22 protein-coding genes are annotated in these 22321 nt (G+C 60.9%); 7 read left to right on the top strand and 15 right to left on the bottom strand.

Annotated features, from left to right (window positions below):
* Positions 1-7 precede the first annotated feature (7 nt).
* The 9 genes from V7773_RS04190 to V7773_RS04150 all read right to left on the bottom strand — a co-directional run bounded on the left by V7773_RS04190 (position 8) and on the right by V7773_RS04150 (position 8529).
* Positions 8-1288, bottom strand: coding sequence for a transporter (locus V7773_RS04190; protein WP_063320886.1), 1281 nt, complete (start codon positions 1286-1288; stop codon positions 8-10).
* Between the two features lie 46 nt (positions 1289-1334).
* Complete coding sequence (locus V7773_RS04185) at positions 1335-2081, bottom strand: hypothetical protein (RefSeq protein WP_063320887.1); 747 nt, start codon at positions 2079-2081, stop codon at positions 1335-1337.
* A gap of 58 nt (positions 2082-2139) precedes the next feature.
* Positions 2140-2820 carry a C39 family peptidase gene (locus V7773_RS04180; RefSeq protein WP_063320888.1) on the bottom strand — a complete coding sequence of 227 codons (681 nt, stop codon included), beginning with the start codon at positions 2818-2820 and terminating at the stop codon, positions 2140-2142.
* Positions 2821-3057: 237 nt separating this feature from the next.
* Positions 3058-4050 carry a heme utilization protein gene (locus V7773_RS04175; protein ID WP_072348537.1) on the bottom strand — a complete coding sequence of 331 codons (993 nt, stop codon included), beginning with the start codon at positions 4048-4050 and terminating at the stop codon, positions 3058-3060.
* Between the two features lie 59 nt (positions 4051-4109).
* The gene (locus V7773_RS04170) at positions 4110-4703 is read right to left on the bottom strand and encodes a hypothetical protein (RefSeq protein WP_063320890.1); all 594 of its coding nucleotides are present in this window, start codon (positions 4701-4703) and stop codon (positions 4110-4112) included.
* A 1-nt stretch (position 4704) separates the two neighbouring features.
* Positions 4705-5151 (bottom strand): hypothetical protein, encoded by a 447-nt coding sequence (locus V7773_RS04165; protein ID WP_063320891.1) that lies wholly within the window; start codon positions 5149-5151, stop codon positions 4705-4707.
* Positions 5152-5473: 322 nt separating this feature from the next.
* A complete protein-coding gene (locus V7773_RS04160) occupies positions 5474-5998 on the bottom strand; it encodes an AAA family ATPase (protein WP_336072532.1) in 525 nt (174 codons plus the stop codon).
* The gene (gene pnuC / locus V7773_RS04155; RefSeq protein ID WP_092142826.1) at positions 5995-6558 is read right to left on the bottom strand and encodes a nicotinamide riboside transporter PnuC; all 564 of its coding nucleotides are present in this window, start codon (positions 6556-6558) and stop codon (positions 5995-5997) included. Before pnuC ends, V7773_RS04160 begins: the two co-directional genes overlap by 4 nt.
* A gap of 336 nt (positions 6559-6894) precedes the next feature.
* The gene (locus V7773_RS04150; protein ID WP_336072426.1) at positions 6895-8529 is read right to left on the bottom strand and encodes a methyl-accepting chemotaxis protein; all 1635 of its coding nucleotides are present in this window, start codon (positions 8527-8529) and stop codon (positions 6895-6897) included.
* Between the two features lie 274 nt (positions 8530-8803).
* Here V7773_RS04150 and V7773_RS04145 point away from each other — a divergent pair, with 274 nt between their 5' ends.
* Positions 8804-9634, top strand: a complete 831-nt coding sequence (locus V7773_RS04145) for an undecaprenyl-diphosphate phosphatase (protein ID WP_063320894.1) — start codon at positions 8804-8806, stop codon at positions 9632-9634.
* Complete coding sequence (locus tag V7773_RS04140) at positions 9631-10050, top strand: DUF1294 domain-containing protein (protein WP_336072425.1); 420 nt, start codon at positions 9631-9633, stop codon at positions 10048-10050. The genes V7773_RS04145 and V7773_RS04140 overlap by 4 nt, the downstream gene beginning before the upstream one ends.
* Positions 10051-10054: 4 nt before the next feature.
* Here the strand turns inward: V7773_RS04140 and V7773_RS04135 are convergent, their stop codons facing one another.
* Positions 10055-10405 carry an MmcQ/YjbR family DNA-binding protein gene (locus V7773_RS04135; RefSeq protein ID WP_013693486.1) on the bottom strand — a complete coding sequence of 117 codons (351 nt, stop codon included), beginning with the start codon at positions 10403-10405 and terminating at the stop codon, positions 10055-10057.
* Positions 10402-11310, bottom strand: coding sequence for a LysR substrate-binding domain-containing protein (locus V7773_RS04130; protein ID WP_336072424.1), 909 nt, complete (start codon positions 11308-11310; stop codon positions 10402-10404). Before V7773_RS04130 ends, V7773_RS04135 begins: the two co-directional genes overlap by 4 nt.
* Before the next feature lie 130 nt (positions 11311-11440).
* Between V7773_RS04130 and V7773_RS04125 the strand changes: the two genes are divergently transcribed.
* Positions 11441-12049 carry an FMN-dependent NADH-azoreductase gene (locus V7773_RS04125; protein WP_336072423.1) on the top strand — a complete coding sequence of 203 codons (609 nt, stop codon included), beginning with the start codon at positions 11441-11443 and terminating at the stop codon, positions 12047-12049.
* Between the two features lie 184 nt (positions 12050-12233).
* Positions 12234-13271, top strand: coding sequence for an alpha/beta hydrolase family protein (locus V7773_RS04120; protein WP_063320899.1), 1038 nt, complete (start codon positions 12234-12236; stop codon positions 13269-13271).
* On the opposite strand, the gene V7773_RS04115 is transcribed toward V7773_RS04120, so the two are convergent.
* Together V7773_RS04115 and V7773_RS04110 are read right to left on the bottom strand one after the other, a co-directional pair.
* Positions 13265-14458, bottom strand: coding sequence for an MFS transporter (locus V7773_RS04115; RefSeq protein ID WP_336072420.1), 1194 nt, complete (start codon positions 14456-14458; stop codon positions 13265-13267). The genes V7773_RS04120 and V7773_RS04115 overlap by 7 nt on opposite strands.
* Positions 14459-14703: 245 nt before the next feature.
* Positions 14704-16293, bottom strand: a complete 1590-nt coding sequence (locus V7773_RS04110; RefSeq protein ID WP_003181279.1) for an ABC-F family ATPase — start codon at positions 16291-16293, stop codon at positions 14704-14706.
* 404 nt (positions 16294-16697) lie between these two features.
* On the opposite strand from V7773_RS04110, the gene lpxO reads away from it, so the two are divergent.
* Positions 16698-17597, top strand: coding sequence for a lipid A hydroxylase LpxO (gene lpxO / locus V7773_RS04105; RefSeq protein ID WP_092142877.1), 900 nt, complete (start codon positions 16698-16700; stop codon positions 17595-17597).
* Between the two features lie 15 nt (positions 17598-17612).
* On the opposite strand, the gene ligD is transcribed toward lpxO, so the two are convergent.
* Positions 17613-19580, bottom strand: coding sequence for a DNA ligase D (gene ligD, locus V7773_RS04100; protein WP_336072419.1), 1968 nt, complete (start codon positions 19578-19580; stop codon positions 17613-17615).
* A gap of 32 nt (positions 19581-19612) precedes the next feature.
* A complete protein-coding gene (ku, locus tag V7773_RS04095) occupies positions 19613-20503 on the bottom strand; it encodes a non-homologous end joining protein Ku (RefSeq protein WP_336072418.1) in 891 nt (296 codons plus the stop codon).
* Between the two features lie 199 nt (positions 20504-20702).
* On the opposite strand from ku, the gene V7773_RS04090 reads away from it, so the two are divergent.
* Together V7773_RS04090 and V7773_RS04085 are read left to right on the top strand one after the other, a co-directional pair.
* Entirely contained in the window at positions 20703-21044 is a 342-nt protein-coding gene (locus tag V7773_RS04090; RefSeq protein WP_092142886.1) for a hypothetical protein, read from the top strand.
* 47 nt (positions 21045-21091) lie between these two features.
* Entirely contained in the window at positions 21092-22240 is a 1149-nt protein-coding gene (locus V7773_RS04085) for a PQQ-dependent sugar dehydrogenase (protein ID WP_336072417.1), read from the top strand.
* Positions 22241-22321 lie beyond the last annotated feature (81 nt).

Genomic DNA, 22321 nt, shown 5'->3' with positions numbered 1-22321 from the left:
GAGGGCATTAGAAGTAGTACGGGAATTTCAGGCTAAAGGTGAAATCTGGTGCGTCGTCGGTCAGCCCGATGGACAGGTTGGGTACGATGGTCAGGTTGTCGGACGCGGCGACGGTCATGCCGATGTTGAAGTAGCCGGCGTTGGCGTCGCTGGAGGTCACCGACTCCCAGTCGCCACCGTCCTGTTTGAGCTTGCTTTTCTTTTGGATCAGGTCAGAGACCGAGAACGACATGCTCATCTTCTCGTTCAAGGCAAAGGCGATGCCCGCGCCGAGCTGGAAGCTGTCGCCGATCCGCACCTTGCCTGGGACCTTCTGGTTGACTGTGGAGCTGATGTCGTCGAACGATTCTTCGAAGTTATGGGTGTAGGAGAGGGTGCCGAACAGCACCGCCGGATCGAAGGTCTTGACCAGCGAAAGCCCGGGCGTGATCGACCACACGCCGTTGCCGGTGGGCAGGTCGTCAGGCACGAACAGGTTGGTGTTGGCCTGGGATTGACGCAGCTTGATGCCAAACGGGTCCTTGCCGGTGGGGGCCTTGACCCGCAGGGTGACCACCGCGTCTGGAGCGTTGATCGACTCATCCATGAACTTGTAGGCGATGCCGAAGTTGACGTCGCCGATGGTCGGGTCGCGGGTCACGGTTTCTTCGCTGGTGACCCCCGCCGCGCCGTTGTTCGCGCCGCCTGACTGATACGTGGATTCGCGATAGACCACCGGCACGTTGAGGTCGAACTGCCAGCGATTATCGAAGTTATAGCGGCCGGTTAAGTCGAGCGTCCAGGTGTCGGCCTTGATCCGGTCGAGGTTGATGTTGCCCAGGAAAATCGAATCCAGGGCCAGGAAACCATTGAGGATCAGTTGCCGCGTGTCGTAGCGCGAATAGGTCACGCCGGTCTCGAAACTGAACTTGCCGCCGCCGAAGAAGCCGCTGGCCTCGTCATAGAGATTGGAGACACTCTGGGCCGGTTGGGAATCATCGGCCAGGGATTGCCCATAGCCGCTGCCGCCGGCCGTTGTCGCGCCGCCGGCCACGGTCTGGTTGCCTTTCATGTCGGCCGGGGATTTGGCCAGGCGCTTGGGCTGTGGCGTGGCGGGTTGATCCTCCACCTGGCGAACCCGCTGTTCGAGCACCGCCAGGGCTTTCTGCTGGACCTCGTATCGTTGCTTGAGCTCAAGAAGTTCCTGTTTCAGCGCCTCGATGTCTGCATCCGGGGCCGCGTGCAACACGGCCGCCGGGAATAACGTGCTTAAACACATCACAGCGCGCAACGATACGGATCGATACATGAAATATGCCGTCCCTATTTGCCCAATGATCGGAAACCATCGCAGTTCAATAACCGAGGTTACGGAGGCCGCGCAGTTGGGTCAGATTGCAGTCCAATGCCCCGGCACTGGGGCCGTTGTTGTTCAGCACCACGTTGAGCTGCGTCATGTTGTTGACCAGGTTGCTATTGCCCAGCAGGCGAGTGTTTTGCAACAAGCCGCCCTGGGCCACTTGCTGCAGGGTGCCGCCCTGGTTGTGGCTGGCCTGGATCGCCATTTGCACGCCATTGCCGGTGGCGGTGACCGCGACGCTGCCGGCGGCGTTGCTGCCGCTGATGGTCTGGCCCTTGGTCAGCAACTGGCCTTGGGAAGGCACGAGCGCCGGCGCCTGGTTGCTCTCTTTTACGTTGATGTTGACGTTGTTGTAGGCCGTGTTGCCGTCGCCGGCGGCGCGTACGCTCTGGGTCACGCCCTGGCTCGTGCCAAGGCCGGCGCCACCGGTAATATTGCCGCTGCCCTGTTCCGGAGCGCTGCCGTTACCGGTCTGCTTGATGGTCGAGACGTAGAATTCGGGTTTGACGGTGGCGGCCTGGATCTGCATGGTGCTGGTGGCGCCGATCAAGTCGCCGCTGGCGTTGCGCCAGGTACTGCTCATGACGATGCCGAAGCTGATGACTCGGCCGGGCATGACATAACGACCGCGCAGCTCGGCAAGCTCCTGGTCCTTGACTTCGATGGGTTTGAAGCCGGCATGGGCAAAGCCCGAGGCAGTCGCGAGCAGGCAGGCCAGCGACAGCCAGTGTGAGGTTTTCATGTGCTGCTCCCGGAGCGTCCTGCTCCTTTTTGTACTTATGTTGGCAGTGGGTCGGCGATTAAAAAAAGTCGCTCTGTATGAAACCGAAATCCATCAGTTCCGCATCCCTGACCGGGTTGAAACCATCCAGCTTGTTACGGGCTGTCAGGGGTTGCGGAGGGCTGCGTAGCGCATTGGTCTTGTCATAGCCTGGGCCAACGATCGCAAAGACGATGCCGTTCCAGCCTTTGACGAACTCATCGTGGGCGTAGCGCTTGTGCCCCAGCACCGGGTCGCCGATGTAGACCCATTGCTTGTCGGCCCGCTGCAACACCACGAAGTGCTTGTAGCCGCGTATCTCCATCAGGACCACCACCGGGATCGTCACCGCTTCGAGTTTCTCAGGCGGTATCCGGTAGCCTCGGGCGCGCATGCCGATGGTTTCCACGTAGCGCTTCATGTCCAGCATGGAAAACCCTTGGGTGCGAACCAGATTCTGGTCGGCATTGACCAGCATGCCTTTGATGACGTGCTCTTCATCGACGTCAAGCCAGTAGGCCTGGCGCAGCACCGTGGCCAGCGCGGCGGCGCCGCAACTGAAATCGGTTTTCTGCTCGACGATGTCGCTGAATTTGCGTTCGCGTACGCTTTGCACCGGTTTGTAGACCAGCATGCCGCCAGGCAGGGCGGCGACCGGCATCTGCGCTGCTTCGGCCACGCAGGCCAGGCAGAGCAGCAGGGAAACGGCAGTGACACGCATGATCAATACGCCTAATGAACATCCAGGGAAAAAAAGCCCCTTTGCGTGTCATGTCGTTCATTTCAAAGCGTTGAACTGAGTCCGTGGCGAGGGAGCTTGCTCCCGCTTGGAGTGCGAAGCACTCATAACCAGTGGGTCTGCTTCGCAGCCCAGCGGGAGCAAGCTCCCTCGCCACAAGATTCACTCACGTCCTGAGTGGACAGCATTACCGTTGCCGGGGCTTCGTTTCATGCGCGCTTACATGCAGGCTTTGCAGCCGGCAGCGATGGACAGCGAGTTGCTCTGCTGGTTGCCCACGCCTGCCGACACGTTGGCGCCGCCGTTACCGGAGAAGCCGTTCATGGAGTTGGTCATGGTGGCGTTGTTGATCACAGGGTTTTTCCAACCGTCACGGGTCAGCACCTGCTGGGTGTTGCTGCCGGCCAGCTCGAAGGTCCCCACGGCGGAGAACTTGAATTTGTCGTCATCGTGACCGCCGCCATAGCCGCCGCCTTTGTTGTCCCAGCCGCCGTGATCGTTGTCTTCGGCGGTACCGGTACCTTTGGCCTTGAACGTGCCGGAGGCGCTGTAGGTGCTGGTGAGGGTGTCGGTCTTGTAGGTCCGCACGCCTTTGTTGTCGACCACAAGGCCGGTGGAGGACTGGTCAGCCGCGGCAGAGGCCTGTGCGACACGGCCCCCGGATACAGCGATGGCCAGGTTGTTTTTCTGTTGGTTGAAGTTCCCGGCGGTCACGTTGATACCGATGTTGCCGGAGCCACTGTTGCCTGCATTGGTGAGCGAGGCGTTGTTTTGCGTCGAGTTGTTCTTGACGTAGTTGTTGTTATTGACCTGCGTGGCGCTGGAGGCGGCGACAGCCGAGCCGAAGATAAAGCTTTCGTCGGCGGTGGCCAGGGCGGCGGCGTTGTCCTGTTGGTTGCCGTCGCCGCCGGCAATGTTGGCGCCCATATTGCCGTTGCTGCCATTGAGCGAGTCAGTGGCTTCAGCGGTGTTTCTGGTGGCCTGGTTGGTCACCACGTTACCGTCGCTGTTCTGCTCATCCAGCACCGTAGCCCCAGCGCCGGCATTGATGGAGAGCAATTGATCCAGCGTCGGCCCTTGCTGATGGCCATTGCCGTGACCGTGACCATTGCCATGGCCATTATTGTTGTCGTTTCCTCCAGCCTGTGCCGCCATTGTCATGACCGCGGCGAGAGCGAAAACCAATGGTTTGAGTGCCATTGTAGGTTTCATGGTGTTTCTCCTTGCGTGTCGTTGGTTAAGTGTCAGTACTTTCTTATGTAGCTTCCGGGTCAATCCGCGACTCGGATGCTCAGGGTGTTAGCCATGCGGTTTCCCACCCCTGCGCTCTGGTTCACCTGGATTACCCCTCGGCTGCCGGTGAAGGCCTGGTCGCTGGTAACGACCTGGCGACTGCCGGTTGGGGCGCCAGTTGCTCCTGAGTTCGGTAGCAACGCCACGTTCTGTTGAGACAGGGCGCTGTCGTCAATGCTCTGCGGATGGGCACTGATGCCCACCCGCATGACATTGGCCATCTGGTTGTTGGCCCCGGCGGACTGGTTGACGCCCAGCACACCGTTGCCGTTGGTGAAGGAGCTGCCGCCGATACGGGCGGTGGCGGTCATGGAAGGGGCGGCCGGCGTGTCGACGCGTTGCTGCACGCGGGTGCTGGCCTGGGCGTGGCTGCCAATGGCGATGGCCCGGGTGTTGGTTTGCTGGATCTGGTCGCCGGCGGCTTGGTTGACGTTGAAGTTGCCGGTGTAATGGCTGCCGGAATCCTGCAGGTTGGCGTTACTGACCACCGCAACACCTGGATCGGCAAATACGGTGAAAGAACTGAGCAGGGAAAGCATGAACAGGGCGAGCAGAAACAGCACGGGCTTCATATCACTGACCTCCCGCCAGCCGACCCAGCGGGGCCAGGCCGGAACTCAGCGAGCGGTTGATGGTGCCGGAGATCGCGCCGCCGCTACCGCCACCGTGACCGGCATTCATGCCCGGCATGCCGTTGGGATTGGTCACGACGTTCAGACCTTGCACGCCGGTATTCGGGTTGACGGTGTTGCGGATCGACGAGCCGCTGGCCACGCTGGCAAATTCGCCATCGCTCAGTTCGGTGCTGGCGGTCGCCTGGTTGATTCGTTCGGAGGGGTTGGCATTGACGGTAGTCGGGTAGGGGTCTTTGCCACCGTTGCGACCAATTGCGATGGGTTGCACGTCACGGTTGAGCACAATGACGCCGTTGCCCTCGGCCTGCACTGGCAGACTGAGCGTTGCGCTGGCGGCGCATCCGATCAACAGCAGACAGGTCAAACTTCTCTCGAAAGTCCCCACGGCATCGATTCCTTCTTCGGTGGGCTGGCCTTGGTCCAGCGTTGCGAAGTGGGGCAGAGCAGGTGTCGTGCCGAGTTTTTAAATGCCTTTTAATTCAATGAGTTGTGTTTTTTGATGAGCTGCCGGGTAGAGGGGTTGTTTCAGCGCTGAGACAGGGGGCATGGTGACCAATCGGTCACCTACTGTCCCAGGGCTCTGGATCCGGGCTTTTGGGCGGGTGTTTCAGAAGCTTGACAGTCTTGATGGCAATTTGGTGAAGCGGCGTTGGATCCGGGTTTGGAGCGACTGCGTTGTTTCAAGAATGGAACAGATCATCCTGCGATCAGGCTTGAAGCAGCTGGGTAACGGCGGCGAACACTTGCTGTTGGCGCTGGACCCAATTGCCCTCAATGACCTGGAACGGTCGCTGATGTCCCCTCAGCCAAGCCTCGATCGCCTCAAAAAACGCCTGCCGTTCTACCAGCTCGGGTTGGCAACGCAAGCCGTCCCCGGTCCATTCGACCTGCTCGGGGCTCAGCAACAAGTGCAGGTCATAATGGCGGGCCAGCAGGGCCGGCTCGAGCCAGTCCGGGCAGTCGCCGAACAGGGTCTGGCTCCAGAGGATGTTGCTCAGCAGGTGCGTGTCGAGGATCAACAGGGCCGGCCGGCGGGCACGCGCCTCATCTTCCCAGGCCAATTGGCCGGAGGCGATGTCGGTGATGTCCGCCAGGCAGGTGTCGCGTTGGGTCTGCTCCATGAAATGGCGTACGTACTCATCCACCCGCACGCCACCAAAATGTTCCTGCAATTGCGCCGCCAGCCAACTCTTGCCGCTGGATTCCGGGCCGGTCAGCACCACCACCTTCATGCGCGCAGGGCCGGGTCGGCGCGCCATTCCCGCCAGCCTTGCACGGCCAACAGGGTGAACAGGGCATAGAGCGCGGCAGTCAGGTGCAAGCCTTTGTAGATGAACAGGCCGACGAAGATCACGTCCAGGGCAATCCACAGCGGCCAGCATTGCACGCGTTTCTGCGCCATCCACCACTGGGCCACGAGGCTGAAACCGGTGAGCGCGGCATCGAGCCAGGGCTGGGCGGCATCGGTCCAGTGGGCCATGGCGGCGCCCAAAAGCAGGCTGCCTGCCGCACCGATAGCCAGGCCGGACAGCACTGACGCCCCACCGAGACTGCTGACCTGGCGTCCATCATGATTGTGCCCGGCACGGGTCCATTGCCACCAACCGTAGAGTTGCAGCACTGCGTAGACAACCTGCAGCAGCATGTCCGAGTACAACTTCACCTCGAAAAAAATCCAGCTGTACAGCAACACCATGACCAGGCCGATCGGCCAGCACCAGGGGTTCTGCTTGACGGTCAACCAGACAGCGATCACGCCGAGGGCTGCGGCAAACAGTTCAAGCCCGGACATGGCGGTTCCTTGGGGAATAGAAGAGGGCGGCGATTGTAAACGCTATGGCGTGGGCAGCTCCAATACCAATGTTGAATGTGCCGTCGCTATCGCGAGCAAGGGATTACGAGCGTTCCCACGCTCCTGCGTGGGAACGCCGCCAGGGACGCTCTGCGTTCCGCTTCTGGAGGGTGACGCAGAGCGTCACGGGATGCATTACCACGCAGAGCGTGGGAACGATCGGGTCGCGGCGGCGGTGGCAGATCGTTCCTCACGCTCCACGTGGGAACGCCGCCAGGGACGCTCTGCGTTCCGCTTCAAATCAAAAGCCCGCTCTCACAGGGGGGCTACCGATCTTTAGACTCGGAACTGCGTGAGCAACCCGTTCAACTGTTCACTCAATGCCTTGAGGCGGGTGCTTGCCTGGCTGGATTGTTCGGCGGCCATGGCCGTGCTGTGGGACAGGCCGGCGGCCTGGGTGACGTTCTGGTTGATGTCCTCCACCACATGGGCCTGTTGCAACGTGGCGCTGGCAATGGAGGCGTTCAGGCTGTTGAGATTGCGCAGGGCCTGGCCGATGGCGTTGAGGCTGGCACCGGCCAGGCCGGCTTGTTCGATGGTCAGCTGCGAAGCACGACTGCTATCGCCGATGACTTTCACGGCGGCTTCGGAATGGGTTTGCAGGCGCTCGATCATCGCCTGGATCTCTGCAGTGGACTTCTGAGTACGCTGGGCCAGCAACCGCACTTCATCGGCGACCACCGCGAAGCCCCGGCCCTGTTCGCCGGCGCGGGCGGCTTCGATCGCGGCGTTGAGGGCCAGCAGGTTGGTCTGCTCGGCAATGGAGCGAATCACCTCCAGCACACTGCCAATCTGGGTGCTTTCACTCGCCAGGGTGCGGATCACTTCCACCGCCTGGTCGATGGTCTGGGACAGGCGGTCGATCTGCTGCAAGCTGCCATCGATGTTGACCTGGCCTTGCTGGGCCTGTGATTCGGCGTCGCGCATCTCATTGGCCGCGTGCTCGGCGTTCTTGGCCACGTCCTGCACGCCATAGGTCACTTCATTGATCGCGGTCGCCACCAGCTCCATTTGTTGCGACTGCTGCTGGCTTCGTTCCTGAGCCTGCGCCGCGTCGTTGCCCAATTCACTGGAGGATTGCCCCAGCGCACTGGCCGAAGCTTGCAGTTGGGTCACCACTTGCCGCAACTTGGCGGTAAAGGCGTTGAAATGCCGCGCCAGTTGAGTGACTTCGTCCTGGCCGTGGGTGTCGAGGGTGCGGGTCAGGTCACTCTCGCCGCTGGCGATGTTGGCCATGGCGTTGACCGTTTCCTGCAACGGGCCGACGATGCTGCGCACGATCAGGGTCAACAGCAGGCCCATGAGCAGGGTGATGACCAGTCCAACCACCGAGGCCTTGATCACCTGGGATTGGAACTCGGCCTGGACGTCATCCACGTACACGCCTGAGCCGATGATCCAGCCCCAGGGCTCGAACAGTTGGACGTAGGAGGTCTTGCCCACCGGGGCCTCGGCGCCTGGTTTCGGCCAGAGGTAATTGATCATGCCGGCGCCCTTGGACTTGGCGATGGCAACCATCTCGTTGAACAGCGCATAGCCGTTCGGGTCACGGATGGCCGAGAGATTCTGGCCTTCCAGCTTCGGGTTGGTCGGGTGCATGATCATGACCGGCGTCAGGTCGTTGATCCAGAAATAGTCAGCCTGGTTATAGCGCAGGCCACGTACGGCGCTGAGGGCCTGCTTTTGCGCGGCGTCACGGGTCAGGGTACCGGCAGCTTCCAGGCCTTGGTAGTAAGTCAGCACGCCGCTGGCGGTCTGTACCACATGCTGGGTTTTCTGCACCTTGGCTTGGTAGAGGTCGCTGTGGATCTGTTTAAGCATCAAGGCGCCGAGCGTGAACAACATCACGATGGCCACGACCAGGATGAGCCACAAGCGTCGGCTGATCGACACACTGCGCAAGCTATTCATACGCTGTCACTCCGGTTTTTTTATTCTTGTCATATCGACGGCCGGCACTGTAGCGCCCGGCCGCTATCGGTCATTGACCTGAGTCACAACGCGGCAGCGTTATCAGGGCTGGTCTGATAGGATTTCGGCCCCGCAGCGCAAAACCTGAGCCGGTTCTCATTTTTCATTGGTTTTTTTTGAAAGGTCGCGGTTATCGTGCACCCGCTGCGGGGGACCTGCATGACACTTGAATATTGATAAGACCTGCATGAACAGCGTCTTTTTTGGGGGATGAATGGATTTGTGGACCGCCTTTTCGGCACTGATTCTTGGCGTAGTAGAAGGCTTGACGGAGTTTCTGCCGATTTCCAGCACGGGACACCAGATCATTGTCGCCGACCTGCTCGAGTTCGGCGGTGAGCGTGCGATGGCGTTCAACATTATCATCCAGCTCGGCGCGATCCTGGCGGTGGTCTGGGAGTTCCGCCGCAAGATCTTTGACGTGGTGCTGGGCCTGCCGACGCAGCCCAGCGCCCGCCGCTTTACCGCCAACCTGCTGATCGCCTTCCTGCCTGCCGTGGTCTTGGGCGTGCTGTTCGCCGACTGGATCCACCACTACCTGTTCAACCCGGTCACGGTGGCCACCGCGTTGGTGGTGGGCGGCCTGGTGATGCTCTGGGCCGAGAAGCGCCAGCACCAGGTGCACGCCGCAACGGTGGACGAGATCTCCTGGAAAGATGCGCTGAAGGTCGGCCTGGCCCAATGCATTGCGATGATCCCAGGCACCTCCCGTTCCGGCGCGACCATCATTGGTGGCCTGCTGTTCGGGCTGTCGCGTAAAACCGCTACCGAGTTTTCGTTCTTCCTGGCGATGCCGACCATGGTTGGCGCGGCGGTCTACTCGGGCTACAAATACCGTGAACTGTTCGTCCCGGCGGATTTCCCGGTGTTCGCCATTGGTTTCGTCACCGCGTTCATTTTCGCCATGATTGCGGTCAAGGGCCTGCTGCGATTCATCGCCAGCCACAGCTACGCCGTGTTCGCCTGGTATCGAATTGCCTTCGGCCTGTTGATCCTGGCAACCTGGCAGTTCGGCTGGGTGGACTGGACCGCTGCCAAACCATGAACCAATCAGGCAACCGCAAACCCGCCGGGCGCAATGCTGAAGGCACCGTGCAGCATCTGCGGCTCAAACTGATGGTGTTTGCGCTGCTCTGTGCCTTGCCGTTGTTCGGTTCGCTCCTGTTGGGGCTGCGGGCGGTGTCGTGGGTGCCGATGGTGGCTTATGGCGGCGTCAGCGTGGTGGCCTTCCTGCTGTACTGGAGCGACAAGCGCAAGGCGCGCGCCGACACCTGGCGCACCCCGGAAAACGTGCTGCATGCGGTGGAGCTGGCCGGCGGTTGGCCCGGAGCCTTGCTGGCTCAGCAGCTGTTTCGCCACAAGACTCGCAAAGTGTCGTTTCAGGTCGTGTTCTGGTTCATCGTGCTGTTGCACCAGGTGTTCTGGATCGACCAGTTGTTCCTGGGCAGCTATCTGTTCTGAATGACTAGAGCAACAAGCCCACCTGGGTGCGCTTGGGCAATTTGCTGACCACCAATTGGTGTGAGCGTTGCAGCAGGCCACGCAATTCTTCGGCCCCCAGCGGGTAGGGCACTTGCATGATGACCCACTGGGCCCGCGCCAGGTAAGGCGCGGGGTGAATGCCCGGCCGATCGCAATGGCCCAGGAACAGATCCTTGTCGACCTTGAACGCCAGCGAGTCGCCTCGCAGGCCCTGCAGGGCGAACATCTTGTTCCCGGCAATGGAAAACACCCGCACGCCGCCCCATTTGTAGTCCTCCCTGGCGCCGGGCAGGCCCAGGCAAAACTGCGCGACATCCTCTTCGCTCAACCTCATATCGTTCTATCTCCACAGCCCTCGAAGGCTTCCACCAAATGATCGATCCATGCACGCACCGCTGGTAGCACGCCACGCCGATGCGGGTAGACCGCCTGGAGCCAGCCATCGGGCGATGACCATCCAGGCAAGAGTTCCACCAGTGTGCCGTCCTGCAATTCCTGCTCGCAATACATGCTCGGCAATAAGGTGAAGCCCAGGCCGGCGAGGGTGCAGGCCCGGCGCACAATGAAGTCGTCGACGCCCAGGCGGGCTTCCAGGCTCAGTTCCACCCGCTGTCCATCGGCGCTGACCAGGCGCAGGTGCACCTGGCGATCGGCTTCCAATGCCCCCAGCACCGGCAGTTGCTTGAGATCGTCCGGGGTTTCGATCCGCCGTCCTGCGACAAAGGCCGGGCTGGCAACCATCATCAGCCGTGCCTGACGCAGGCGCCGGGTCATCAGCAAGGGATCCTCGTCCCCCAGATCGCGCACGCGCAACGCCACATCGATGCCTTCGCCGATCAAGTCCACCCGCCGGTTGAGCAGGGTCATATCCAGTTGCACCAAAGGGTATTTCACCAGGAAGGTTTCGATTATCGCCGGCAGGAACTGGTGGGCCAAGCCCACCGGACTCGACACCCGCAATCGGCCGCGGGGTTCGCTGGACATGCTCGCCACCGCCTCGTCGGCCATCTCGGCTTCCAGCAACATGGCCTGGCAATGGCGCAGATAACGTTCGCCAACCGCAGTCAATTTCAATTGGCGGGTGGTGCGCTGGAGCAACCGGGCGCCGAGACGTTCTTCCAGCTCGGCGATACGCCGCGACAACCGCGACTTGGGAATGCCCAGCGCGCGCCCAGCCGCCGCGAAACCGCCGGCTTCGACGACTTTGGCGAAGTAGTACAAGTCATTGAGGTCTTGCATGTTGAACTCGATTGTCCTGTCAGTGGGACAAACTATCGCATTTATGCTGGCTTATCGATCATTGGCTTCATCGATAGGATGGTCGCCAATTGATCGCCCCGGTTGCGGTCCTCACTTGGAGAGCACTGACATGAAACTGCTGCACATCGATTCGAGCATCCTCGGCGACAACTCCGCTTCCCGCCAATTGAGTCGTGAAGTGGTTGAGGCCTGGAAAGCTGCCGAGCCAGGCATCACCGTCACTTACCGTGACCTGGCCGCCGACGCCATCAGCCATTTTTCCGCCCAGACGCTGGTTGCCGCCGGTACCAGCGCCGAATTGCGTGACGCTGCGCTCAAGTACGAAGCCGACCTTAGCACCGAGACAATGGCAGAGTTCCAGGCGGCGGATGCGCTGGTCATCGCCGCGCCGATGTACAACTTCAGCATTCCGACCCAACTCAAGGCTTGGATCGACCGCATTGCCGTGGCCGGCCAGACGTTCCGCTACACCGAAGCTGGCTTCGAAGGCCTGTGCGGTGGCAAGAAGCTGGTGATCGTTTCCACCGCCGGTGGTTTGCATGCCGGCCAGCCAAGCAGCGTGGGGCACGAGGAATACCTGAAGGTGATGTTCGGTTTCCTGGGCATCACCGACATCGAATTCGTCCGTGCGGAAGGGCTGGCCAAGGGCGATGACATGCGCAATAAGGGCATGAACGAAGCCCAGGCGCAGATCGGCGAACAGTTCGCCGCTGCGTAAAACCTGCGTAAAGGCAGCAAGCGCTTCGGGCAACCTTCGTAAAACCCTGTATTCTCGTCGTCATTGGATGGCCGGGATGCAGGGTTTTACTGCATTCGGCGCCTGGATTTCTGGCGCAGGTTATGCACGGCCAAGACGGCGAGCGACGGGGCCTTCCCGTGCGCTGGTGAAGGTGGATGATTCGATGATACGTTTTGGTGCGGCGCTGCTGCTTTGCTTGTTTGCCAGTCTCGGTTCAGTGCAGGCCGCACCGGGCCCACATCCGCATTGGAGCGCCGGTTTCCATGAGCTGAGTTTTCTCGATCCGCTGGATCAGCAACCGATGCACGCCATCGCCTTCTATCCGTCCACCGACCGGGAACAATCCAGCCTGCTGGGTGGCTACCAGATCGATGCCGCGCCGGACGCCCAGATCGCCATCGGCCGCTTCCCGCTATTGATGTTGTCCCATGGCAACACCGGCACGCCGCTGGCCCTGCATGACCTGGCCACCTCGCTGGCGCGCAAGGGGTTTGTCGTGGTGGCGGTGATTCATCCCGGCGACAATGCCCAGGATCACAGCCGGCTTGGTACCCTGAGCAACCTGTACGGGCGGCCGATCCAGATTTCCGAAGCCATCACCGCAACGCTCAATGATCCGATGCTGTCGCCGTTCGTCAACGCCGGGCAGGTCGGGGTGATCGGCTATTCGGCCGGTGGCGAAACCGCGCTGATCCTGTCCGGTGCGACGCCGGACCTCAATCGTCTGCGCCGCTACTGTGTGGAGCGGCCGGACGACCGTGATGCCTGCAATACCCAAGGCGAATTGATCGCTGATCGCGATGACCTGCAACCGGTGGCCGACCCCAGGGTCCGGGCTTTGTTGTTGATGGCGCCGTTGAGCCTGAAGTTTGGCCGTCATACCCTGGCCGATGTCCATGTGCCGGTGTTGCTGTACAGCGGCGATGGCGACAAGCTCGTGGCTTTCGACAAGAATGCTGCCGCTCTGGCCCGCAAGCTGCCCACCGCACCGGATTTCAAGACCTTGGCCGGCGCAGGCCATTTTGTCTTCCTCGCACCTTGCACCGATGAGCAGATCGCTGCGATGCCCGCGCTCTGCACGGATGCCGACGGTGTCGACCGCAAGGACATCCACCGCACCATGATTTCCGAGGCCAGTCGCTTCTTCGGCGAGGCCTTGGGCAAGCCAACCCGGGCGGGGATGAGGACGGCCGATCAATAAGGTGCGTTTATAGCTCGGCGACGCAGCAGCAGAGTCAGGCCCAGTCCAGTGACGGACAACAAGGCGGCGCAGAAGAAGATCGACGAATAGCCCAGGTTCAACGCCACCGCCCCCATCAGCGGACCGGCAATCGCCAGCGCCAGGTCAAAGAACACCGCATAGGCGCTCAAGCCGGCGCCCCGGCTGGTATTCGGCACTTGCTTGATGGCCTCCACCCCCAGCGCCGGGTATACCAACGATAGGCCGAAACCGGCCAGCCCAGCACCGACCAGGGCGAACGCGGTGGACGGCGCCAGCCATAGCAATACCAGCCCGAGGGTTTCGATGCTCATGCAGGCAATGGCCGAGTTGAAGCCGCCGAAACGGGCAATGCTGGAAATGAACAGCAACCGCGCGAGGATGAAGCAGATACCGAACACCGTCAGGCACCAGGCCGCGCCGGTCCAGCCGCGACTGATATAGAACAGTGTGATGAACGTGGTGAGCGTGCCGTAGCCGATCGACGCGAGGCTCAGGCCCGCCCCGAACGGCGCAATGCGCCCAAACACCGCCCAGAAAGGCAAGCGCTCGCCACGAATGACCGGCACCGACGGCTTGTTGCGAATGATCAACAGCGTCGCCCCGGCCAGCAACGACAACGCAATACCCAGGCTGGCAAAACCCAATTCACTGACCATCACCACCCCCAACGGCGCGCCAATAGCGATGGCCCCGTACGAGGCGATGCCGTTCCAGGAAATCGAGCGGGCCGTGTGTTCCACCCCCACCTGGCCCATGCACCAACTGATGGTGCCCACGCCAATCAGCCCTTGGGCCACGCCAAGCAGCAGGCGCCCAACAATCAGAATCAACAGGCTGGGCAGGGGATAGCTTTGCAGCAAGGTCGAGAGCAGCGTCAGCACGCCGCTGAGCACAATCCCCGACAGCCCGTAGACGATCGCCCGCTTGGTGCCGACGCTGTCCGACAACCGCCCGGCCATGGGACGGCTGAGCAGGGTCGCCAGGTACTGTGAACCGATCGTCAACCCGGCCACCACCGCGCTGAAGCCCAGCTGTTCGTGCACATACCCGGGCAGCACGGCAATCGGCAGGCCGATGCAGAGAAAGGCGATGAAGGTGTAGAAAACGATGGAGACGATCTGCAGAGTGATCGACAGGGAGCTGGAGGCAGGTGACGGCGTAGGCATGGTGCTCGTTCGCGGGCAGCGGTAAGAGAGCCTCATCATGGCGCGAGGAGGGGATAAAAGAAAGCAGGCTAACTAAATGTGTTTGGGAGGCTGGGTGTTCGGGCTGGATTGATGGGGTATGTGATGCCGCCATCGCGAGCAAGCTCGCTCCCACAGGTTTTTACCCCGCTGAAATACAAAAAAGCCCCGTCACAATGGACAGGGCTTTTCACTTGCCGCTTGAAGCTTACCGCTCAGGGCTGTCCTTAAAACACCACACCCTGGCTACGCAGGTAGTCGTCATAGGTGCCGCTGAAGTCGACCACGCCATCGGCGCTCAGCTCGATGATGCGGGTGGCCAGGGACGATACGAACTCCCGGTCATGGCTGACGAAGATCAGCGTGCCCGGGTAGTTTTCCAGCGCCAGGTTCAGTGCCTCGATGGATTCCATATCCAAGTGGTTGGTCGGTTCGTCCATCACCAGCACGTTGGGCTTTTGCAGGATCAGCTTGCCGAACAGCATGCGGCCTTGCTCACCACCGGAAATGACCTTGACCGACTTGAGGATCTCGTCGTTGGAAAACAGCATGCGGCCCAAGGTGCCACGCACCAGTTGTTCGCCGCCCTGGGTCCACTGGCCCATCCAGTCGAACAGGTTGACGTCGTCTTCGAAGTCATGGGCGTGGTCCTGGGCGTAGTAGCCCAGTTCCGCGGCGTCGGTCCACTTCACGGTACCGGCATCGGGTTCCAGTTCATTGACCAGGGTGCGCAGCAAGGTGGTCTTGCCGATACCGTTCGGGCCAATGATCGCCACGCGTTCACCGGCTTCGACGGTGAAACTGAAGTCCTTGAACAGCGGCTTGCCGTCAAACCCTTTGGCCATGCGCTCGACAATGACCGCCTGACGGTGCAGTTTCTTGGTCTGTTCGAAGCGAATGAACGGGCTGACGCGGCTCGATGGCTTGACCTCGGCCAACTGGATCTTGTCGATCTGCTTGGCGCGGGAGGTGGCCTGCTTGGCTTTCGAGGCGTTGGCCGAGAAACGGCTGACGAACGACTGCAGCTCGGAAATCTGGGCTTTCTTCTTGGCGTTGTCCGACAAAAGTTGCTCGCGGGACTGGGTCGCCACGGTCATGTACTCGTCGTAGTTGCCCGGGAACAGGCGCAGCTCGCCGTAGTCCAGGTCCGCCATGTGGGTGCAGACACTGTTCAGGAAGTGACGGTCGTGGGAAATGATGATCATCAGGCTCGAACGCTGGGTCAGCACGTTTTCCAGCCAGCGGATGGTGTTGATGTCCAGGTGGTTGGTCGGTTCGTCGAGCAGCAGCACTTCCGGGTCGGAGAACAGCGCCTGGGCCAGCAACACACGCAGCTTCCAGCCTGGCGACACTTCGCTCATCGGGCCGAAATGCTGTTCGATGCCAATCCCCAGGCCCAACAGCAGTTCACCGGCACGGGATTCGGCGGTATAGCCGTCCATCTCGGCAAATTCGGTTTCAAGTTCGGCCACGGCCATGCCGTCTTCTTCGGTCATTTCCGGCAGCGAATAAATGCGATCGCGTTCGGCCTTGACCTTCCACAGCTCTTCGTGACCCATGATCACGGTGTCGATCACGGTGAATTCTTCGTAGGCGAACTGGTCCTGGCGCAGTTTACCCAGGCGCACATTCGGCTCAAGCATGACCTGGCCGCCGGACGGCTCGAGGTCGCCGCCGAGGATTTTCATGAAGGTCGACTTGCCGCAACCGTTGGCGCCAATCAGACCGTAGCGGTTACCCGCGCCGAATTTGACAGAGACGTTTTCGAACAGTGGCTTGGCGCCGAACTGCATCGTGATGTTAGCTGTAGAGATCAAAGGTTTATCCTGCGGAACATTCAGAGTAGCTAAGGGTGCGGCAGTACCTGTTCAGTACCTGTTTGCGCACGTCCCGACCGCGCAAAGGCGTCGCGGTCGCAAGCGCAAGGGTCCATCCGGCATAAGAGGACAGCAGCAATACGGAGCGCCTGGCCCGGTAGACGTGCGTCGAAGCCGCGTTTGCGGTATCGACCAAAGGGGGCGCGTAATAGTTGGCGGCGATTGTACTGGTCTGGCCGCATAAACGATAGGGTATTGCCTGGGCAAGACAGTTTTTCACAATTGAAGGATAACTTTTGCTTACAAACTGTGGCTAGAATGCCATTTCACCCTGTGCCACTGCCTTGCCGTTTGGCTGGCCCCGGGGAAACGATCTGTTCACTCCAGCATTGTGACGGTTTTTCGTGAAGCTCATCATTGTCGCACTCTACATCTTCTCCATTGGCTACGTTCATCTGCGCGGTCGGGTGCGGCATAAGTTCGGACGCCAACTGAGCGATCATTCGTCGTTTCTCGCGCCGATCAATTGCCTGCTTTACTTGTGCTCGAAACTGCCCAACAGGCCGTTCCTGAGTCCGGCGCAGTTCCCGGACCTGAGCCCGTTGCAGGCCCATTGGCAAGAGATCCGGGCCGAAGGCCTGGGCCTGCTGCACGCGGGGGAGATCAAGCGTTCCGATCAATACGACGATGTGGGCTTCAACTCGTTCTTCAAGACCGGTTGGAAGCGTTTCTACCTGAAGTGGTACGGCGACAGCCATCCTTCGGCCATGAAGCTATGCCCCCGTACTACCGAGCTGGTACAGAGCATCGGTTCGATCAAGGCGGCAATGTTCGCCGAGTTGCCTCCGGGCTCGAAGCTGGTCCGGCACCGCGACCCCTATGCCGGCTCCTATCGGTATCACCTGGGCCTGGAAACGCCCAACGATGCTGGCTGCTACATCAATGTCGATGGCGAGCCCTATCATTGGCGCGATGGCGAGGCGGTGATCTTCGACGAAACGTTCATTCATTACGCCCAGAACACCACCGACCATAATCGCATCATCTTGTTCTGCGACGTGGAGCGGCCCATGAAGTTTCGCTGGGCTAGCGCATTCAACCGCTGGTTCAGCCGCACCGTGATGGCTGCGGCCGGTGCGCCCAACGACGCGGGCGACAGGACGGGCGCCTTGAACCGGGCGTTTTCCAGGCTCTACAAGATACGGTTACAGGGCAAGGCTCTGAAAAAACGTAACCGCACGCTGTATTACCTGCAGAAGTGGGCGTTCTTTGGCGGCCTGCTGGTGATCTTTATCTGGATTTGAACGCTGGATTTACCTTCATGCCTCGGGTTTTTGCGCATCCAGCTGTTCCCACATCCTGGCGGTGATCCGCTGACGATGGTGGTAGCCTTCCCAAGGATCGGCGCCCAAGCCCTTGGCCCGTTCCAGAGCGGTATAGATGTCCCATTGCTGTGCGTTGCGCAGGGTCGGCAGTTCGGCCCGGGCGATTGGCACCGAGACCGGCAGGCCTGGCCTGGCGCGCACTGAGTAGGCGGCCACCGTGCTGGCGCCGCGGGCGTTGCGCAGGTAGTCGACGAATATTTTTCCGACGCGGTTCTTCGGTCCCATGGTGGCCGTGATGCGCTCTGGCATTTGCCGGGTCAGGAACTGCGAGATAGCCTTGGCGAACGCCTTGGTTGTGTCCCAGCCTTCACTTCTCGCCAAGGGCACGATCACGTGCATGCCTTTGCCACCGCTGGTCTTGAGAAAAGCTTGCAAACCCAACTCGTCGAGCACCGCCAAGGTCATGTGGGTCGCCTCGATCATGGCGCTCCAGGGCAGCGAAGGGTCTGGATCCAGGTCCAGGACAAACAGGTCGGGTGTCTCGATACGATCGTGGGTCGCGGTCCAGGTGTGCAGTTCCACCGTGCCCATCTGCGCCGCGCTGACCAGGGCGTGGATGTCATCGATTTCCATCAGCGCTGCATGGCCTGGGTCCAGTCGCGGATCCAGCTGTTTGATATGGGGAATGTCCAGGCGATCGGCGTGTTTTTGGAAGAACTGCTCTTCGCCGATACCGTCCGGTGCCCGCAGCAGCGCGACCGGCCGCTGCTTGAGGTGCGGCAGGATCCACGGGGCGATGTCCAGGTAATACTGCGCCAGCTCGGCCTTTTGCACACCGCTGACACTGTCGATGACCCGATCGGGGTGGGTGATCGTCACACCGTCGACTTTGGCCGCGCGGGCGTTGCTGCGACGCTGGGTTTTTGCTGTCGTGGATTTTATCGGCAGCGGCTGCTCACGAACAACCTTGTTGGCCGGTGTCTCGGTCGAAAAACCCAGGAAAATGGCCTGCCGCACTTGGTTGTCGCCAGTCCATTCAATGAACTCTACCTCGCAGGTCAAGCCAGGCTCGACCCATTGCACGCCGCGTCCCTGCACACCGTTGAGTGGCAACGCCAGTGGCGAAGTCTCGCGTTGCTGCGCGCACAGTTGCGCATGTAATTGTTGGATTTGCATCTGGCTGAATCCCGTGCCGACCCGACCGGCGTACACCAGCCCCGACGGCCCGTTGACCGCCAGCAACAGCGCGCCGAAACCGCTGCGCCTGCCTTGGGGGCGGGTGAACCCGACGATGACGAAGGCTTGGCGCAACCGGCACTTGAGTTTTACCCAATCGGCGCTTCGCCGGGACCTATATGGGCTGCCCAGGCGCTTGCCGACCACGCTGTCCAATGAAAGCGCGATAGCGCTTTCGAACATGTCGTGCGGGCTGGCCGAAAACGACTCGGAAAAGCGCAGGCGCTTGCTGGCGTTGTTGCCAAGGGCTTTTTTCAGGGCCGCACGGCGTTCCTCCACCGGAGCCTGGCGCAGGTCGACGCCATTGAGGAACGGCGCATCGAACAGGAAATACAGCATATCGACGGTGCGGCTGATGTTGAAGGCCTGGCGCAGGGCCGCGAAATCGGAGCGGCCGGTCTCATCGAGCAGAACCAGTTCGCCGTCGAGCCAACTGTCCCCCAGGTTCAACCCGGCCAGGGCGTCGGCATGCAGCTTCAGCCGCTCGGTCCAGTCCTGGTGATTGCGATTGAACAAGCGGACTTCACCCTGTTCGATGCGGGCCAGCAGTCGATAACCGTGGAATTGGACCTCATAGCGCCATTCGCCGGTGGGCGGTTCTTCCACGGGCGTGGCCAATTGCGGCGACAGGCGCTCGGGCAGGCGGTTTTGAGGCGCCTTTCGGGCTGTCGTAACCTCCGGCTTGGCGTTGGACAAACGAGCGGATTCACTCTCGGCGTTGGCCATGACAGATTCCCTTGTATTGCGCACGCCAGGGTTTACCCCCGGGAGGCCTTGGTGGCTTTTTTGGCAGGAGTGGATTTGCGGGCTTTCACAGGTTTTGCAGGGGCCTTCCCGGCGGATTTTTCGGTGGCCTTGCCCTTGCTGCCCAGGCTGCGCTTGAGCAACTCGGTAAGGTCGATGACATCGGCGGTCTTGCGTTGTTCTTCGCCCGGGTCGGTTTCCACCGCTTCGAGGCGGCCTTCGTTGGCCTTTTTCTCCACCAGTTCCATGATTTTGTCTTCGAAACTGTCCCGGTATTCTTGCGGTTCCCAGTCGGCGCTCATGTCTTCCACGAGACGTTTGGCCATTTCCAGCTCGCCCTTGGCCAGGGTTGGGTTCGTCACTTCGTCGCCCAACTCGAGGACATCAAGGTCGCGTACCTCCGTAGGCCAGCGCAGCATCACCAGTACCAGCGCCGATTCAAGGGGCATGAGCGCCGCCAGGTGCTGGCGGGTATGCAGCACGACATGGGCCAGGGCGACCTTGTGGGTCTTGACCAGGGTTTCGCGCAGCAGGGCATAGACTTTGCCACCGCGTTTGTCGGGGGCGAGAAAGTAGGGCGTGTCGATGTTTTGCAACGGGATCTTCTCGCTGTCGACAAAGGCAAAGATATCGATGGTCTGGGTGGACTTGGGGTGAGCGGAACGGATTTCCTCCTCGCTGAGCAGCACGTACTGGCCTTTCTGGTACTGGACGCCTTTGACGATGTCATCCTTGGTCACTTCCTTGCCCGTGGTCTTGTTGACCCGCTTGTAGCCCACCGGATCCATGCTGCGTTTGTCCAACCAGTCAAAATCCACCCCCTGGGACGAGGTGGCCGACACCAGCGCGACCGGAATGTGGACCAGTCCGAAGCTGATTGCGCCTTTCCAGATTGCCCGTGCCATGGTGGTGTTGTCCTTGCCGGTGGATGTCTTTCTGGTGACCTTCGCGCCTTGGGAAAAGTTTCCATTGGGGGGCGAGCAAGCTTGCTCCCACCTCTCTTCGGAGACGCTTCGTTACATCTTCACCGGGATATTTCGCTTAACAAGGGCGAACCTGCGGCGTAGCGTGCTTTCGATATGCCTGAACCCCAGAGGTGTCCCAATGAACAGGTTCATGCTCGTCATCATGACGCTATTACTGACTGCCGCTGCTCAGGCCGCCACGCCCAGCGCAGGCGCAACGGTCCTGGCCCAAAACCTGCCGGGCAACAATAATCCCTATAACAGCCCGACGCGCCGGGCCAATCCCAACAGCATGCAGGGCACCCGGCCCAACGTGCCGACGATACATAACAACCCGACAGTGCCGGTACCACGGCCACCGACCCTGGAAAACGGCGGCATCGGCAATGGCTACCCGCGTTCCGGCCCGCCGTCGGGTTCGCCGCGACCGACCATCGAGTCTCCTGCGCCACCGCGCAACAGCCAGAATGGCAACCGCTAGGCGCTGGCGCCCGTTGTTCTCTTTCAACACCGCAGAAGGAAATGTGCATGTTGCGTAAAACACTCCTGGCCGCATTCTGCGCCAGCGCTGTCCTGGCCCTTGCCACCCCGGCCAATGCCGCGCCAACCCAGTCATTCAAGAGCGAGGAGGGCACGCTGGAAGTGACCACCGTGGTCAAGGGGCTGGAGCACCCTTGGTCTGTCGCATTCTTGCCTGGCCAGCAGGGCATGCTGGTGACGGAGCGACCGGGTAACCTGCGCGTGGTCAGCGCCGATGGCCAATTGTCCGCACCCTTGAGTGGCGTGCCTGAAGTGTGGGCCAAGGGCCAGGGCGGTCTGCTGGACGTGGTGCTGTCGCCCGATTTCAAGCAGGATCGTACCGTCTACCTGTCTTATGCCGAGGCGGGCGCAGATGGCAAGGCCGGCACCGCCGTGGGTCGCGGGCAACTGTCCGAAGATCTCAAGAGCCTGAAGAATTTCGACGTGATCTTCCGTCAGCAGCCCAAGTTGTCCACGGGCAACCACTTTGGCTCGCGCCTGGTCTTCGACCGCGACGGTTATCTGTTCATTACCTTGGGGGAAAACAACGAGCGGCCCACCGCCCAGGATCTGGACAAGCTGCAAGGCAAGATCGTGCGCATCTACCCCGACGGTAAGGTGCCCGACGACAACCCCTTCGTCGGCCAGAAAAACGTCCGTCCCGAGATATGGTCCTACGGCATGCGCAACCCCCAGGGGGCGGCCCTGAACCCTTGGAATGGCACGTTGTGGGAGAACGAACACGGGCCCAAGGGCGGTGATGAGATGAACATCATCGAGCGCGGCAAGAACTACGGCTGGCCATTGGCGACCCATGGCATCAACTACTCCGGCGCTCCGATCCCCGAAGCCCAGGGCAAGACCTCCGAGGGTGGCCTTGACCCTCACCACGTCTGGCAGGTGTCGCCTGGGCTCAGCGGCATGGCGTTCTACGACCATGACCGTTTCAAGGCCTGGCAGCGCAACGTGTTCATCGGAGCGCTGGTGCCCGGAGAACTGATCCGCCTGCAGTTGCAGGGCGACAAGGTCGTCCACGAAGAGCGTTTGCTGGGCGAGCTCAAGGCGCGAGTCCGGGATGTTCGCCAGGGCCCGGATGGGTATCTCTATGTGTTGACGGATGAGGAAGACGGGGCGTTGTACAAAGTCGGCCTCAAATAATTGGAGAAACCGTGGGAACGAGCTTGCTCGCGATTGCTATGGGCCAGCTGGCATTGATGTGGACTGATACTCCACAATCGC

The organism is Pseudomonas sp. 3JA (assembly GCF_036961705.1).
Classification (GTDB): Bacteria; Pseudomonadota; Gammaproteobacteria; order Pseudomonadales; family Pseudomonadaceae; genus Aquipseudomonas; species Aquipseudomonas fluorescens_Q.
This window is presented reverse-complemented; position numbering and strand designations above follow the sequence as displayed.